General features: G+C 45.1%; 14 protein-coding genes. 3 read left to right on the forward strand and 11 right to left on the reverse strand.

The window, feature by feature from the left end; genetic code table 11:
* Positions 1–96: 96 nt before the first annotated feature.
* From MHH89_RS23220 to MHH89_RS23230, 3 genes are all read right to left on the reverse strand, one after another.
* On the reverse strand, positions 97–852 hold the full coding sequence (locus MHH89_RS23220) for an SDR family NAD(P)-dependent oxidoreductase (protein ID WP_339189136.1): 756 nt from the start codon (positions 850–852) through the stop codon (positions 97–99).
* Positions 853–1,550: 698 nt separating this feature from the next.
* Positions 1,551–2,903, reverse strand: coding sequence for a sensor histidine kinase (locus tag MHH89_RS23225; protein WP_340916186.1), 1,353 nt, complete (start codon positions 2,901–2,903; stop codon positions 1,551–1,553).
* Positions 2,881–3,618, reverse strand: coding sequence for a response regulator transcription factor (locus MHH89_RS23230; RefSeq protein WP_076126944.1), 738 nt, complete (start codon positions 3,616–3,618; stop codon positions 2,881–2,883). The genes MHH89_RS23225 and MHH89_RS23230 overlap by 23 nt, the downstream gene beginning before the upstream one ends.
* A gap of 160 nt (positions 3,619–3,778) precedes the next feature.
* On the opposite strand from MHH89_RS23230, the gene MHH89_RS23235 reads away from it, so the two are divergent.
* Positions 3,779–4,426 carry a hypothetical protein gene (locus MHH89_RS23235; RefSeq protein WP_076126946.1) on the forward strand — a complete coding sequence of 216 codons (648 nt, stop codon included), beginning with the start codon at positions 3,779–3,781 and terminating at the stop codon, positions 4,424–4,426.
* A gap of 96 nt (positions 4,427–4,522) precedes the next feature.
* On the opposite strand, the gene MHH89_RS23240 is transcribed toward MHH89_RS23235, so the two are convergent.
* Positions 4,523–5,446, reverse strand: coding sequence for a DMT family transporter (locus tag MHH89_RS23240; RefSeq protein WP_076206086.1), 924 nt, complete (start codon positions 5,444–5,446; stop codon positions 4,523–4,525).
* A gap of 142 nt (positions 5,447–5,588) precedes the next feature.
* Between MHH89_RS23240 and MHH89_RS23245 the strand changes: the two genes are divergently transcribed.
* Positions 5,589–6,929: an aminotransferase-like domain-containing protein gene (locus tag MHH89_RS23245; RefSeq protein WP_341088237.1), complete on the forward strand. Its 1,341-nt coding sequence runs from the start codon at positions 5,589–5,591 to the stop codon at positions 6,927–6,929.
* Positions 6,930–7,478: 549 nt separating this feature from the next.
* On the opposite strand, the gene MHH89_RS23250 is transcribed toward MHH89_RS23245, so the two are convergent.
* The 6 genes from MHH89_RS23250 to MHH89_RS23275 form a co-directional block, all read right to left on the reverse strand.
* On the reverse strand, positions 7,479–8,789 hold the full coding sequence (locus MHH89_RS23250) for a 6-phospho-beta-glucosidase (protein ID WP_076126950.1): 1,311 nt from the start codon (positions 8,787–8,789) through the stop codon (positions 7,479–7,481).
* Between the two features lie 6 nt (positions 8,790–8,795).
* Positions 8,796–9,791 carry an N-acetylglucosamine kinase gene (locus tag MHH89_RS23255; RefSeq protein WP_341088239.1) on the reverse strand — a complete coding sequence of 332 codons (996 nt, stop codon included), beginning with the start codon at positions 9,789–9,791 and terminating at the stop codon, positions 8,796–8,798.
* 30 nt (positions 9,792–9,821) lie between these two features.
* On the reverse strand, positions 9,822–10,811 hold the full coding sequence (locus MHH89_RS23260) for a LacI family DNA-binding transcriptional regulator (protein ID WP_036687224.1): 990 nt from the start codon (positions 10,809–10,811) through the stop codon (positions 9,822–9,824).
* 135 nt (positions 10,812–10,946) lie between these two features.
* Positions 10,947–12,332, reverse strand: a complete 1,386-nt coding sequence (locus MHH89_RS23265; protein ID WP_341088241.1) for an ABC transporter substrate-binding protein — start codon at positions 12,330–12,332, stop codon at positions 10,947–10,949.
* 52 nt (positions 12,333–12,384) lie between these two features.
* On the reverse strand, positions 12,385–13,263 hold the full coding sequence (locus MHH89_RS23270; protein ID WP_076305124.1) for a carbohydrate ABC transporter permease: 879 nt from the start codon (positions 13,261–13,263) through the stop codon (positions 12,385–12,387).
* Positions 13,260–14,153 carry a carbohydrate ABC transporter permease gene (locus MHH89_RS23275; RefSeq protein WP_036687229.1) on the reverse strand — a complete coding sequence of 298 codons (894 nt, stop codon included), beginning with the start codon at positions 14,151–14,153 and terminating at the stop codon, positions 13,260–13,262. Before MHH89_RS23275 ends, MHH89_RS23270 begins: the two co-directional genes overlap by 4 nt.
* A 362-nt stretch (positions 14,154–14,515) precedes the next feature.
* Here MHH89_RS23275 and MHH89_RS23280 point away from each other — a divergent pair, with 362 nt between their 5' ends.
* Positions 14,516–15,313, forward strand: a complete 798-nt coding sequence (locus MHH89_RS23280; protein WP_076310074.1) for an ATP-grasp domain-containing protein — start codon at positions 14,516–14,518, stop codon at positions 15,311–15,313.
* Here the strand turns inward: MHH89_RS23280 and MHH89_RS23285 are convergent.
* Positions 15,308–16,657 carry a bifunctional folylpolyglutamate synthase/dihydrofolate synthase gene (locus MHH89_RS23285; protein WP_340011745.1) on the reverse strand — a complete coding sequence of 450 codons (1,350 nt, stop codon included), beginning with the start codon at positions 16,655–16,657 and terminating at the stop codon, positions 15,308–15,310. The two genes, MHH89_RS23280 and MHH89_RS23285, sit on opposite strands and share 6 nt — an antisense overlap.
* Between the last annotated feature and the right edge of the window lie 3 nt (positions 16,658–16,660).

Raw genomic sequence — 16,660 nt, forward strand, 5'->3', positions numbered from 1 at the left:
GTAGTAAAGCCGGAAGCGAACATTTTACGATGTTCACTTCCGGCTTATTTATTTAGCATCAAATTTATTCATTTTAAGTCGAGTATCTGCTTGAAATTAACGAAGCTTAATAGACCCGCCATCTACCATGATAGTCTGGCCCGTAATATAATCGGAATCTTCACTCGCTAGGAATACCGCAACACGCCCGATATCACTTTCCAGTTCACCCAATCTTCTCAAAGGGATTTTCGAAATCATGTTTTGGTAATACTCAGGGTTTGCTTCTGCCCATTCAATCATGCCAGGGGAATTAGCAATTGGAGCAATGATGTTTACGTTGATTCCAAATGGACCAAATTCATTAGCGGCTACCCGGGTAATTCCACGGATGGCTTCTTTTGCAGCAGCATATGTTCCTTGATTGGTATCCCCGTTGAGGCCAGCGCCCGATGCAAAATTAATAATTTTACCTTGTGCTTCTTTTAAATACGGTAGTGCTGCTTGCATGAAATAGAAGGTTGGATAGAAGCCTGTATCAAAAGATAAATCGAAATCAGCCTGTGTAGTTTCTTCGATAGATTTCATTCTGGATGCGTGGGCATTGTTTACTAAAATATCTATTTTTCCAAATTTATCAGCTACTTGTTTAGCAAGGTGAGCTATTTTATCGTGTTCCTTGAGGTTCGCTTGAATAAAGATAGATTCAGGTTGATATTCTTGTAATTCTTTAATTGTTTCTTTGCCGGTTTCTTCATTGAGGTCAATAATAGCTACCTTAGCGCCTTCTTTAACAAAAGCCAGGGCCATCCCTTTACCAATACCGCCTGCTCCACCAGTAATAATAGCTACTTTTCCTGCAAGTCTGCTCATGTTGGTATCTCCTTTTTGTGAAAAAATGTAGTATCTAACTCTTATCAGAGGTAAGGTGTAATTGTTACTTCGACTATATATTACCCAAAATAGTAGCTATATTTACCATGAAGTAGAAACGGCATCATTTACCAAGATGAATATAGAGGGTGATGATGAATAATACAGCATCTGATGAGGTCTGTTCCAGCTCTTATGTACATGTTGAGCGATTGAATTAAGCGGCGCACCAAGTGATGAGCAATTGATGATTCATGTGTCGCACCAAGTGATGCTGCAAGTGATGCAATAAGTGAAGTATTTATAGAGTAATTAGGGAAAACTTACCTGATTTTCGGCCGATTTAGTAACTAATTAAGAAATCCCCCTAATTATTAGGGAGGAATTCCCTGATTTCGTGCATTTAGAGTGAATATCGGCTATTTTCAGGGAGTTTTTCCCTAATTAGTTTAAACCCTACCGCAAGCCGTATGAAAAACTCACCTAGCAAGTCGCCCACCGCCCACTGCCTACACCCACCGCTCACCGCCCAACCGCCCACCGTCCAACCACCCAACGCAATATCAGAGAACACTACGCGTGGTATATAGTCATATGGCACAGTAAAATCCATTACTTTTCTTTTCAATTCCATTCCATAAAAAAGAAGCTGCCCCCAAGTAGAATTCACTACTTTTGAGACAGCCTCTTATGGATATTTATAAAGGAAACCCCATCGAGATTACCGCACCGCCATTTCTTCGGTTGCCTGCGCTGATCTGACCTCCACAACGCTCGATGATTGCGCGGGAAATAGCCAGTCCAAGTCCGGATTCTCCGTCTTTTCCTTTTACAAACCGATGGAAGAGATAGGGAAGCAGATCGTCCGAAATTCCAGGACCATCGTCACTTACGGATAACAGGGCCCGGCCCTCCTTGACCGAAACATGGATATAGATATGTTGGTTAGCATAACGTGTTGCATTCGATACTACATTAAGAAGCGCCTGTAGCAGCTTATCCCTATCCGCACGGATCGTAAGAGAATCTTGATGATCGTGGGAGATATGGAGGGTTAATTCTTTTTTCATTAATAGAGGGTTCATTCGTTCGATGGTTTCTGTCAGTAGATCTTTTAAACAAATAACCGTAGGCTTGAATATATCTTCCTCGCTGTCTAGCTTCGCAAGTAAAGTCATTTCGGACACGAGCTTCTTCAAGCGGCTGCTTTCGCTCATGATAATGTCTAGCCCTTTTACTACATTCTCACCTTCAAAAACACCATCCTTAATCCCTTCAGCGTAGCCGGAAATGGACATTAAGGGAGTTTTTAATTCATGAGACGCATTCTGGAAAAATTGTTTCTGCACATGGTTGAAACGATTTAATTCATCTGCCATGTCATATACCGATTGAGCGACAGATCCAAGCTCTCCACCAGCTTTAATTAATTTAACATCTGAGAAGCGCCGTTCTTTGACTTTGCGGAGTTCTTGTTGCAGCCTCATTAGAGGTTGAATCAGCTTCTTGGTGATAAATAGGCCAAATAGGAACATAAATGCTCCCGCTGCGCTGAAAACGATCAGCAGTCTTTTGAGCAAAGCTTGTTCAATAGCAGTGACTGCGCTCATAGGGGTTAGTAGAGTTAGCGTGCCTATAGGTGTAGCCTTCACTTCAGTAATATACCGTGTATCTGTTCCATTCCAAATGTTCTGGAGCTCAGTGGCTTGGCCTGTGACACTCTTGGCATCATAGTTTATTGCAATTGAACTCATCTCTGATGATGTGGACAAGACTTTTCCTGTCTCATCGCTAAGAATGGCTTCGACGCCTGCAGTGCTTAGAGAAGGTAAGGTCACCGGCAGAGCTTCCAGCTGAGTGCCAATCTCCCCGATGTATTTACTTTCTTCAGTCAATGTAACTGACATCGCTGCCCCAATGGTTCTTAAATCCTCTTTTTGTGTTCCGACAAAATGGTTGAGTAGTACAAAATGGATCACGACTGCAGTAATAGATAGTAGCAATACCAATGCAATACTAAAGGCTAAATTAATCTGATGTGCTAGTTTCATTCGTATGCTCACCCCCATCTGTTCTCATGCGGTATCCGTGTCCCCATACAGCCTCAATGGGCAAATGCTCCAGTTTTTTGCGCATCCGTTTAATGAGATGATCCACGGCGCGATCACTTCCAAAATAGTCGTCTCCCCACACATAGCTCAGCAGCTCATCTCTTGTAAATGCCCGGTTAGGGGCATCAGCGAATACTTTTAGCATGGTGAATTCCTTGCTGGTCAAGTCTACCTCTTCACCACACCAGAATACACGTCTTTCTTCCGGCAATAGTAGAAGCTGGTCGATTTCAAGACGGGTGGAAGTGGTCTGACTATTCAATTTTTCGGCCTGATTACTCATTTTGTACCAGCGTTGAAGCTGCCGTTTGATCCGGGCGACTAATTCACGAGGGCTGAACGGCTTGACTAGATAATCGTCACTGCCAAGCTCCAATCCTAATATTTTATCCACTTCATTATCTCTTGCGGAGATCATAATGATCGGTACTTCGGCTTCGTTACGAATCCTTTTACAGAACTCATAACCATCCATGCCGGGGAGCATAACGTCGAGTACCCACATATCCGGGGGGCTAGTCTGCCACAAGGTCCATGCTTCCTCAGCGCTGCCAAGGCCGATGGTGTGGTAGTTTTCTTTTTGTAAATAAGCTTCAACAAGATTGCGTATATGTTCATCATCGTCGACTACGGCAATGAGATATGGATTATTCATTTCGGGTTACCTCCAGATTATTCTCCTACAAGTATATCAATCCAGAGGTGGGTAGGGGCGGCTGCCATTGTATTTCCACAAATTAACCAATGTTCTGCCACACCCATTATGTAAGCTTGGTCTTGTAAGATCATTCGAATCGACGAGGAGTGTTGTATTTATGAATCAACAGATGTTATTTAAAAAGTTAGCGCTGTCCGCCCTGCTTGTGTCCGCCGTTGCTGCACCGTCTGCAACGAACGCAGCAAGTGGAGCGCAAGACGGAAACACGAAAACAACGGCTGCAGCCGTGGTTACTGCTGCCTCTAAAGGAACAATTGCCACTAAAGTAACCACTATTGATTGGGTAGATCCCCTAGAGTTGGCTAAGACCTACGCACCTAATACCCAAGAAGATTGGAAGAACACCTTGGATCAGTATTATAAGGTTGCTGGATTTAGTGTAACCGCACTTGCCGAGCTTGTGCCTGCGGAACTGGTGGAGGGAGTTCAATTATCTAAAGAAATACTATCCACCGAAGCTCTACCTGCAGGATATATTGAAGCTGGTCGTAACCTTGAAGTAATACCTGTAGTCGATGATATGCAGGTAGATAGCAATATCACTACTTCAATTAAAGCTGTAGACGCGACTTCAATTGCTATTTCCATTCCAGATCTTAGCGACGCGGATAAAGCTTTTTTCAAAGCCCAAGATGATCTGAATAGTGCCGCTAAATCCAAAGATGCGACTGTGATCAAGGAAGCTTTAGCTAATCTGCTGGACCAATATAAAGAGAAGATCAAGGAGCTTGAAACAGCCAAATAACGGCGATTAGCGAGGCTTGATACAGAATAGAGATACTGAAAAGGGTAAAGATAAAAGACACCTCGCGGGGTGTCTTTTTAATATGCATATCAATCTTCACGCTTTGCCTTTGGCCCTTACTTGCTTCCGCCAGTTCACACCGATCACCCCGGCGATGATCATCACTGTACCGGTCCAATGGTACCATTCCAGTTGCTCATTCAGCAGAAGTACACCACCGAGAATAGAGACAACTGTTGAAAGACTGCCGAAAATGCTCACGCGTGAAGCTTCCATCCGTGATAAAGCATAGTTGGAGAGGAAGGAGGTAACGAGGGAGGAGAGTACGCCGAGATAGAGCATGGAGAATATAAATTTGGGCTCTTGAAAAGGTGTGAAATACTGATCCAAGGTTCCTGCCGAACCATGCTTAATGATCGACAGTCCATTAAAAAATATAAATCCGAACAAAGTAATCATATAGGTAAGTTCTTTGGGACTCCAGGTACGTGTCAGCTTTCGAGCTGCAACATTATAACCGGCAAGGGATAAAGCTGAGATTAGGATAAGTAAGACGCCCCAAAGACTAGAAGAAGAGATACTCAAACCTGGAATGGCAAAGATAAGAATAATGCCTGCAACTGAGATTAATGTAGAGATCTTTTGGAAGCTGCTCGTGGTTTCCTTCAAGAACATCGCCGCCAAAAGGATGGTGAAGATGGGCATTGTCGCCTGAATAATACCCGCTACAGCGGAAGTTGTATACAAAAGTCCATACGCCTGAAGGGTGAAATATAACGCTGGATACATTAAAGCCAGTGGGATTATCACTGCGGCCTTGGATATTCCAAACTTCACCCGCCCCCACCCTGGAAAAGTAAATAAAGAAGCGGCAAGGAAAGATAACGTGAAGCGATGAGCTAGCGTATCAAAAGGATCCGAGACGGTTAGGGCCATTTTTACAAATATAAAGGAAAACCCGACGATAATAGCATTCATGACAGCTGCTGCTATCGCTTTTTGAGTAGAAGATGTATTCATTAGTAAAGACCTCCAAAGTGTTGCGCGCATTTAGGTACCGGTCCTGTTCTGCTCTTTATTCTAAGGCTAGAGTAGCTGTGCTACAATGTAATTATTATTCATCTGTACCGGTACAGAATAAGCTTGGAGGAAGGTGAAAGGGATGTATAAGTATTCGGAGTTAATCAACGAGCTGGAAGCGCAAATTGCCGAGGATACGTATCGTGAGGGAGATAAATTACCGTCTATCCGGGAGTTGTCCTTACGTTATGGATGTAGTAAAAGTACAGTAATTCGCGCTTTACAGGATCTTCAGGACAAACATTTAATCTATGCCGCCTCAAAAAGTGGTTATTATGTCATGAAACGAAGCGGACAGCGAAAAGACGAAGGTGCACATTGGATCGATTTTACGGTGTCTGCACCCGACCCGGATATTTTTCCGTATCTGGATTTCCAACATTGTATTAATAAAGCGATTGATATGTACCGCAATGACTTGTTCATCTATGGAACGCCGCAGGGGCTTCCTTCTCTTATTCGTGAAATGCAGCGGCATCTGGCTTCTTATCAGGTATTTGCCAATCCGGAACAGATTTTTATTACCTCAGGTGTGCAGCAGGCGCTTGGCGTATTGACCCGAATTCCTTTTCCGAATGGCAGGCAGCGAGTGCTGATTGAGCAGCCGAGTTACCCGTTGTTTATGGAATATCTGAAGACGTATGGCATTGAGACAGAGGGAATAAAGCGTTCGGATGCTGGGGTGGACTTGAAAGAATTAGAACGGTTATTTAAGACAGGCCAGTTCAAGTTCTTTTATACCGTCCCGCGATTTCATAATCCGCTCGGCGTTTCCTATACCCGTACTCAGAAGAAGGCGATTGCTCAGCTAGCAGCTAAATACGATGTGTATATCGTTGAAGATGACTACATGGCGGACTTGGAGCAGGATGCAAAAGAGGATCCGATCTACGCTTATGACGATGCTTCCCATGTGATCTATTTAAAAAGCTTTTCCAAAATTATATTTCCGGGTCTACGTGTCGGTGTCGCTGTACTGCCAGAGGTCCTGTGTGACTCTTTTAACCGATTCAAAAGACTGATGGATATAGATAGCTCTATGCTGTCTCAGGCTGCCCTGGAGTTGTATCTGAAAAGCGGAATGTTCGAGCGCCACCGAAAAAAGATGCGTTCCTGCTACGAAAAAAGATCCACGCTGCTCCATGAATCGATTATGAGAGAGTTAGATACAGCGACAGCACAGCATTATTCCTACCATCCAACCGGCCAGCTTGGTGTGCATACGTATCTGAAGCTTAGTGACAGCGTAAAGACAGAACAGATGATCAAACGTCTGCAAAAAAAGTTCATTCGCATCGAAATGGCGGACAGCGGGTATCTGCCCTCTTTTAATAAAGAGAAGATTCTAAAGCTCAATGTATCCAGTGTAAAAGAGCCGGATATTCGCTCTGGCATTGAACAGGTAATGCAAGAAATACGCTGAGAGCGCAGCAATAAATGAGTGGATGATAATGGTGGAAATGCTGGGAGTCCATTGGAGTAGAAATAAAAAAGCGTTCCTCCAGTAACAGGGATCGTTTTTTGGCGTTGTGGGTCGTTGGCAAATCTGGCAGCAGTGAATTGATGGACAGCAGATCTCATTATCGGTACAACTCGCAGTAATCTCTGGTTCTTCTATAAATATCCGAACACATTTTCTGTGCAATCTTCGGCCGAGTCCTGCGGACCCAGATAACGTTATTTGCTAGTTTTTAGCCTTTGGAGCAGGTTTTCGGACACCAGCGCCGCTATACAATTAGAAAGGGGTTACATTGGGTGGTTTTCATGCTAATAACGGCTATGGGGTCCGCTAGCACTCTAAAAATGTGAAAAAGCCGCTTTTAAGGTCAGCTGTGTCCGATAGCGAATTCGCTAAGTGCAAATTACCAAGATGCTTTATTCATTTTTGCTTCGGTAGCGAGTATCAGCAACAAGCGCAAAAAAAGAGACCGGGTTCGGTCTCTTTTAGTTATTTCTCGATAGGAGGTATGAATTAATTCGCAAAAAAGTTCGGCAGGAACTCTTTATTAGCTTCCAGCATTTCGTCCAGCATCCGAATCGCTACGTCCACGGACGGAACAAGCGGGTGATGTGCGAGCGCCTGAAGGGCAAGGGCGCGGTCTCCGGTGACAGCGGCGTCAATCGCCAGCTGTTCATAGGTTTTGACAGCATGAATGAGTCCTTTAGCCATGGTTGGAATTTTGGTCAGTGGCAGAGGTAACGGGCCGTTTTTGGTGACCACGCAGTTCACCTCAATGCTGGCGTCATCTGGCAGGAAGTCCAATATGCCACGGTTAGCGACATTTAGGGTCTGAATGTCGTTTGATCCGTTATGAAGCGATCTCATGAGATTAACAGCTGCTTCTGAGTAAAAAGCACCGCCGCGCTGTTCCAGCTGCTTCGGCTTCTCGCTTAGCTCTAGATTGCCATAAAGCTCGAAGAGCTCTTCTTCTACACGTTTGACGACTTCAGCACGGTTAATGCCTTGCTTATGGGAGTCCATCTGCTCTTCGAGCATGGCATCGGTCATATAGAAATATTTTAAATAGTATGAGGGCAGTGCATGAAGGGATTGCAGGAATTCCGGGTTCCATTCTCTTGCCGGTACGTTCTTAGCGCTGTAGCTGGTTGTATCTGCAAGCATATCATCCAGCTTGTCTTCACCTTCAACATCGATACGAGTAATCCAGTGCAAGTGGTTGAGGCCCACAAATTCGGCATATACGCGGTCTGCTGCTACATTATATTTGGCAGAGACTTGCTTGATCAGGCCGATAGGTGCGTTGCACAGGCCAATACTTTTTACCTTAGAGTATTTCAGAACGGCTTCGGTGACCATCCCAGCAGGGTTAGTGAAATTGAGCAGCCATGCGTTGGGAGCCAGTTCCTCGATATCACGGCATACATCCAGAATAACAGGGATGGTGCGCAGTGCTTTCATCATTCCCCCAGGACCTGTTGTTTCTTGGCCAATAACGCCATATTTGAGCGGAATCGACTCATCACGAGCACGGGCATCAAGCATGCCGACACGCATCTGAGTGCTGACGAAATCGGCGCCTTCGATCGCTTTACGGCGGTCTGTTGTCAGGTGAACCTCAATCGGAAGGCCGGATTTCTCCACCATACGTTTTGCCAAGTTACCTACAATATTCAGCTTGCGAAGACCAGGCTCAATATCTACAAGCCATAATTCGCGCACGGGAAGTTCTTTATAGTGAAGAATGAATCCCTCTACTAATTCTGGGGTATACGAAGAACCTCCACCGATAACTGCAATCTTTAATCCTTGGTTAGCTGCCAAGATTAATCACTCCTGTCTTGTAGTTTGTTTGATCGATTCATAATCCTGAAATTTCCGCATCTTCTCATATACTTCACTACTAAGGGTCAACCCATCTTGATCCATAGCTGACCATACTGCACCGACTACAGGCTCTGTGGCAAGGGTAACCACTGTTGCCTGAGGGGCTGCAGCGTGTACAGCTTTCTCGATAGGCTGGCGAATCCAACCGCGATCCCCTCGGGTTAGCAGACTTCCTGCCAGCACCACATCGAAGGTCTCCTGCTCCATGCCTAGCTTGTGAATGATAGCTGCCGCAGACTTCCCTAGTTCAACCCCTTGCCGATGTAAAATCTCCAGCGCTACGGCATCTCCTTCAGCTGCTGCTTCAAAGAGCATGCGGGTAACATTTACGGGGACTTTTTTCCAATGATCAAGGAAATCGTGAAACATATGCCCAACTTCCTCATAACCTAACATTTTTAGCAGTAAGCCTGTTAATAGGGTGGGCTGTTCCCGGCCGTCCCAAGCTCGGATAACGGAACGAAACACCTCAATATTGAGTGCGCCACCCCCGCCAAAATCACCGTACATATAGTCAAAGCCGCCGCATTGATAATGCTCTCCCTGCAGGTTTCTGCCTGCTGAATTGGTGCCGGTACCGCAGATGAGCGCGACACCATATGGGCGATTCGTTCCGGCGCGTAGACCGATCATAGTGTCACAGTTAATGGTGTATTTGGTGAATCCTATCTGGCGTATCATCGGATGGAGAATAGCATAGTCGGCCTCGCGATCAGCACCGGCAAGTCCGAGATAGGTATGCTGGATGTCTTCCAACCGGAGTCCGGCTTCAGCCAGCGCCCCGAATGTGGCCTCTTGAATACTGTTGGCGGCCTCAAGGGCGCCTGTCTGGTGGTTGCCGTTACCACTCTTGCCTTTGCCAAGAACATTGCCATGTTCATCGCTTAGCAGAGCATAGGTTTTCGTGCCTCCCCCATCGATCCCCAAGTAGTAAGTCAATGGTCGTCACTCCTAGTGTATAAATTTAATCTACTCAGCTCCGGTAGATTCACGTACGATAAGTTCAGGATCAATCCGCATCCCGGCTCCACGTTTCATCTTTCCGGAGATGCGTTTGAGCAGCATATCCGCGGCTGCCAGCCCGATTTTGTCTGCAGGCTGACGTATTGTTGTCAGATGTGGATGAAGCTGTGAAGCAATATAATGATCGTCATAGCCGACCACTGCCACCTCTTCGGGTACCTGAATGCCCGCTTCCATCAGGGCATTGATGACTCCAAGCGCGATATTGTCATCCCCGGCGAAGACGGCGGTGGGCAGCTTTCCTTCCTTCAGCCAACGTTTGCAGGTATCGTATCCCATCCCAATATCGAAATCACCAGGCACGATCTCAAAGGGGGCCAGTCCTTGTTCCTGAAGCGCCTGTAGAAATCCACTGCGCCGCTCCCGCGTACTCCGGAACATTTCCTGACCGCAGAGATGGGCGATTGAAGTGTGTCCCAGCTCCAGCAGATGACGCGTAGCTGCGTATCCCCCCTTGAAGTTGTCGATCGTGATGGAGTAGGTATCATTTTCGGGCTTCTGATTATCTATCAGCACATAAGGAATACCCCGCCGTTTTAACTCCACAATATAATTGTCCTCTTCCATCGGAGAGAGCAGAATTAAACCGTCTACACGATCCTCCTGAATTAAATAATGGCTATCATCCGATTCGATGCCTGTTGAGATGGATATGGCTAAAAAATAACCATGCATCGCTAATATTTCATTCAGCTCTTTGACCACTGCGTCAAAAAAGGAATCTTGCAGGGTAGTGACAATAATGCCGATAATTCCCGTCTTACCGCTTGCCAGACTGCGTGCCGCAGCGTTAGGGCGGTAATCCAGCTCTTTAATTGCCTCCAGCACCTTTTGGCGATTATTCTCGCGCACCGATTCGGCCCCATTTAACACCCGGGATACGGTTACAACGGATAATCCGGATTTTTTGGCTACATCAAAAATACTCACTTTCATCTTTAATTCTCCTCACGGCAGATTTTCCGATCCTGTTTTCTACTTTCAGTATACAGGGTTGGCAGACTGTCCGCTAAACGTATGATTTCACGCAGGTATACCGTCCCTAAAGGGGGCGGTATACCTGCCAAACAGTTATCGCTGAATGATCTCTGTAACCTTCTTCTGAATCGTCGCCATCACCTCTTCAACCGTCTTATGTCCGGTTTCTACTGGCTGCAATTCATTAATGAACATGTCATTAATTTGCGAGTAGTTGGTGATTAAGTGGTTATAGGATTCGAAGCCGTAGTTAACAGCACCCTCGTAGACATTTTTGATATCCTGTGGATCGATACCTTCAAAATGTTTATAGTAAGCTTCTGCAGCTTCGGTGTTGACTGGTGGGTTACCGCCACTAAGCTCAATGGATTTCTCTTGCACTTCGCTTGTGATCAGGTATTTGATCCATTCAAAAGCTTCCTTCGGATGTTTGGAGTCCTTCAAGATCAGCAGCGGATCGACATAAAGGGTGCTGCGTACCTTTTCGTTTCCTCCCCATGGCACAGCGGCTACGCCAATTTTGAAGGGGAAGTCATTTGCACCTGCAAGGTTCCATGAGCCTCCGATAGACATGCCGATTTTACCAGCAACAAAGGGATCGCCGTTCTGTCCAGCTACACTTTTGCTCCATTCGGAAGAAGGAGAGACTTTATCCTTAAAGACAAGATCAAATAGCTTGTTGTAGGCAGCGATCACTTCAGGGGAGTCAAAATAAGTCTCGGAAGGCACGCCGCCATTAGTCCATGTATCTTCTGAGTAAGGCTCCGCTCCAAAATATAACGGCCGCATATCGCGTTCGGACCAAGTGAAGTCTACGCCATATTGAGTTTTGGCGATATCATCGGATACAAGCGTCATTTGTTTAGCTTCGTCGACCATTTTTTCAAACGTCCAGCTCTTATCTTCATAATTGCTTGTTGGATAAGTCAGTTTGGCAGCATCAAACATGTCTTTGTTATAGAGCATTAAGGTGACATACATATTGACCGGGATGCCGTAAGTGTGATCTTTAACCTTGTAGATACCCATTAGATTCTCTGGGATACTATAATCCTCTGCCTTGAAACCATCCTCTTTCATAAGGTCGGTCATATCGAACAACATACCCTTATTGTAGTATTCTGCGAAACCTCCATACCCCCAGTGACTTGTCACGTCGGGCGATTTGCCGCCGGCAATTAGCGTTTGCAGCTTGCTGTCGAACTGCTCATAAGGCGCTTTTTCCACTTTCACTTTAATATTCGGATGCAGCTTCTCGAAATCAGGGATTAATTTTTCGACAAATGTGCGGTCTTCTGAATCTATTGTGTAATGGGTAATCGTTACCGTTTCTGCTTTACCTCCAGAATTAGTAGAGTCACCGTTTCCTCCAGATAGGGCGTTACCCGCCGATTTGCCGCCGCTACAGCCTGATAAGGCTAGAACAACGAGCATGGTAGCTGCAAGTAAAAGCGCAATACTTTTCCTGTTCTTGTTCATTAGCTAAACCCTCCATGATTTCAAGTATATTTGGCCGCCGGATGGCGGATTATTACTTAATCCCTGTAAGTACAATCCCTTCGACGAACTGTTTCTGGGCTACAGCAAACAGCGTAACGATTGGGACCATAGCTAGAACTGAAGCAACCATTAGCAGATGCCAAGGTGGAATACGGAACCTCGATGAGGTAAGAGAAGCCATCCCGACGGGTAGCGTGAACTTATCTGATGAGCTTAAGTAAAGCACTGGCGTAAGCAGATCATTCCAGTTGTAGATAAAAGCAAAGATAGCTACGGTCGCAAGTGCAGGTTTGGAGAGTGGGATTGCTATGGTAGCCCACATCCGTATTTCACCACAGCCATCAATGCGTCCGGCATCAAACAGCTCTTCAGGCAATGTGGAGAAGAATTGGCGCAGCAGAAAAATATTATAGGCTGAGCCGAAGAAAGCAGGCACGATCAGGGGTAAAAAGGTATCTATCCAGTTCATTTGCGAAAAGAGTACAAATTGCGGAATCATAATGGCCGGATAGGGTAACATCATGGTGCTCAGCAGCAGGATGAACCACACCTGATTACCTGTACCTCTGAATCTGGCGAATCCATAGGCAACCAGCGCCGAAGAAATCAAGGTTCCCACAACACTAAAGCCGGCGATAATCAGACTGTTTTTATAAAGAGTACCGAACTGCAGGGTATCAAATATTTCTGTGTAATTGCTCCACTGCCAGCTCTCCGGAAGAAAGGTGGGTGGGAACTTCAGCATCTCGCGTTTGGACTTAAGTGAAGTGGAGACCATGAAGAACAAAGGAAGCAGCATCAGAAATGTTGTAACTACTAGAGTAATAAAGCTGAAAATCTTAACAGGCTCCGCTTTCCGGCGGCGGTTTGTTCCTTTAGTCCGGGGGCTTAGCGCTCTGACTGTACTCATTTGCGTCCGCCTCCTTCATAGTGAACATAACGGTTAGACAATTTCATAATAAGTGCGGTGCACAGCATAACTACGATAAGGAGCACCCATGCCAAGGCTGAGGAATAACCGGCACGATATTCTTTGAAAGCGCTGGTGTAGAGATTATAGACATAGAACCAGGTAGAGTAATTCGGCCCCCCTTGAGTCATGACAAAAGCTTGGGTAAAGACTTGGAAGGAATCAATCAGTCCCATAATCAGTTGGAAGAGCAGCACGGGAGAGATCATCGGTAAGGTAATGTTCAGGAAGATTCTGAAGCGCCCGGCACCGTCAAGGTTAGCGGCTTCGATCAAGCTAGCCGGTACGCCTTGCAGACCTGCAAGAAATAAAATCATTCCTGAGCCTGCTGTCCAGAAAGTCATGATGATCAAGGCATATAGTGCAGTGTCTGGGTTCATCAGCCAAGCCGGTCCATGAATGCCGAACCAGGAAAGGATGTAATTGAAGAGCCCGATCTGCGGGTTGAAGATCCAGTACCACAGCAGGGACATGGCCACGCCGGATACCATGCTTGGGAAATACATTGCTGTTCTGAAAAAGCCGCGCAAAGGAATGGTCTGGTGAAGCAATAGTGCAAAGCCAAGACCGAGCGCAAGCTGGATAGGTACACCGATGAAGGTATATCTCAGCGTGACAACCACCGATTTCCAGAACAGGTCATTGTGAAACATCTCTGTGTAGTTAGCGAGCCCGATAAATTTAGGTGGGTGTATGATGTCATAATCAGTAAAGCTGAAGTAAAGCGATGATAAGATAGGATAAAGGGCGAATACTAGGAAGCCGATAATCCAAGGAGAAATGAACAGATACATGTAGAACGTCTGCCGCCTGTTCTCGCGATTGATCATGACACACCAACCTCTCGTTTTAAAAGTATAAGCGCTTTAACTTTTGATCATGCTAACACTATTAATTAGCAATAATACTAGGTACCTAGAGATTAAAGTTTAACCGCTTTAACTTTTTGTTTCGCTTTAATAAGCTTATCATAGAGGATGATCTCTAAATAATCAACACTTATTTTAACTATAAAAGCGCTGTCAGTCATTAAACGTAACATACAGTCTGTCATTTTTGTGAAAAAGGGACCTGAAATAAGATTCGGGAGATTATTGTGTTAACTATTATAACGCAATTTTATTATTTTTTATTAATATTCCTCATGCTATGATTAGGTTTGGTCATATTTTGTTAGAAATGAGGAAACTGAATGACGACTAGACCTTACTTAAAAATGATCCAGCATTCTGTTACAGCCTCAGGGATTAGCTTTGAGGAAATTACACCGAATTTCGTATATAGAGCGACAGATGGAGTGAAATCATTTGTGATGGTAGACGCTGAGATCGGACTAAACAACAGTGCTTCTACGATCATTGCCATGAGTAAATCTCTAACTTATGATGTTTTGCATAAGGCGAATATCCCAGCCGTAGAACATATTTATTTGCCGCATCCTGACTCCAAATTTAGCAATTTGAATCCTTATCCATTGGCTGAGCGTTATTTCCAAGCGTGCAATGGGGAGGTAGTTATGAAGCAGGATAACGGGGCGCAGGGAAATCATGTGTACAAAATCAATGAGATAGCCGATCTGCATGAAAAGCTGGATTTATTATTTTCTTTACAGCTTAATGGGGCAATAGGTCCTTATTATGAAGCGGAGATTGAGTATAGAATTGTAACTTTTAATCATCAGGCGCGTGTATTCCTTGGCAAAAAAAGAGTTCGTTCGTGGAAGCATAATTTGATTAACGGAGCTGTTACGATTGAGGTGAAAGATCAGGCCAAACAAGAGGCGCTGGCGGAGCTTGCCTCCTGGACCTCTAAAGCGCTGGGCCTTGATTTCTGCTCAGTAGATATCTTAGAGACAAATCAAGGCTTGATGGTGATTGAGGTCAACCATAAGGTGATGTTAGATGAATATTGTAAGCAAAATCCAAGTGAAGTACCTGGCCTCTCAGACCTTTACAGGGAAGTTATTCTTCAGCGTATGAATCAGTTATAAGCCGATATTCAGCAGCGATTGCCCGAATAATCTTTTGGCATTTCCGATTAGAGTTTGCGTACCCACGATTACAATAATCTCCGAAGGTGATTGTTCTTTAACATACGTAAGAGCATCCTCTAAATAAGGGAATTCGGAACTTTTTTCGAGAAAACTTTTAGCGATAAGCAGGGCATCCGTTGGGAAAATTAGATGGCTTATATCGGGTTTGGTTACGATTAGTTGATCCGAGACTGTACTCATGACTTCGATGACCCCTGTGTAATCTTTATCCTTAGGGACACCGATGATGGATGTGACGGTACGGCTGCGCTCAGGATTCACTAATTGAATAAGTTCAGCCAGATAGCTTGCAGAATCTCTATGAATAGCTCCGTCAATAATCGTCAGTGGGTCATGATAGATAACTTCACAACGCCCCGGCCATTGTAATTGTTCAAAACAGTGATGTACGATCTTCTGATCAAGGGGTCCCCCTGTAATCTCTTCACAAAGTGCGACTGCGCTGGCAGCATTGACCGCTTGAAACTGTCCCAATAGCGGAAGGGTCAAGGCTGGATAAACGGCTGGCTTCGTCCGGACATCAAAAGTAGTTCCGACAGAAGTGGTTGTGATAGATTCAGCTAAAAACTGTTCTTCATAATATTGCACAGGGTTGGAGGAGAGGTTGTCCTTCATGATCGCAAGAACGTCGGATTTCTGTTTGCTAACATAGACGTTTGTTGTGTTGTTTTTGACAATCCCCAGCTTGTGCAGTGTAATGCTGTTCAGATCAGGTCCCAAATGGGCTACATGCTCTTCCATAATCGGGGTAATGACAGCCCAGTCATTGCTCAGGACATTGGTGTCATCAAACCTTCCTCCTCTACCGCATTCAATCACATTGATATCTGTACCCTTCTCCTTAAAGTACAAAGCCGCAATAGCCAAAGCAACCCCAACCGGACCTTGATATTCATCAGCAGCAAGCTGCTCTTCGATCTGGTGGAAGCCCCCGCGAATTACATTACCTAATCGCACAAAATCTTCTGTGGCTATTGCCTGCCCATTGATCCGGATTCTTTCGTTGAAATCTACCAGGTGAGGGGAGGTGAATAACCCCACTTTATAACCCAAGTGACTTAACAGAGAGGAAATAAATCTAGAGGTGGAGCCCTTACCTTTACTGCCTGTGATCAGTATGTATTTTTGATTGCGATCCGGACTTCCGACTGCATCCAGTAATGCTCTGGTTAACTCCGGTTTTCTAACTTCTTCATCCAAAGTTTCTGTAATGTTGTTAATGGCCCTTAGGTAAGAGCTGTAGATCATATCTTCTACTTGGGATTGTGAAGTGAATTCCACGGA

Origin of the sequence: Paenibacillus sp. FSL H7-0323, from assembly GCF_038002725.1 — a bacterium.
In the GTDB taxonomy this organism is placed as follows: domain Bacteria; phylum Bacillota; class Bacilli; order Paenibacillales; family Paenibacillaceae; genus Paenibacillus_AQ; species Paenibacillus_AQ odorifer.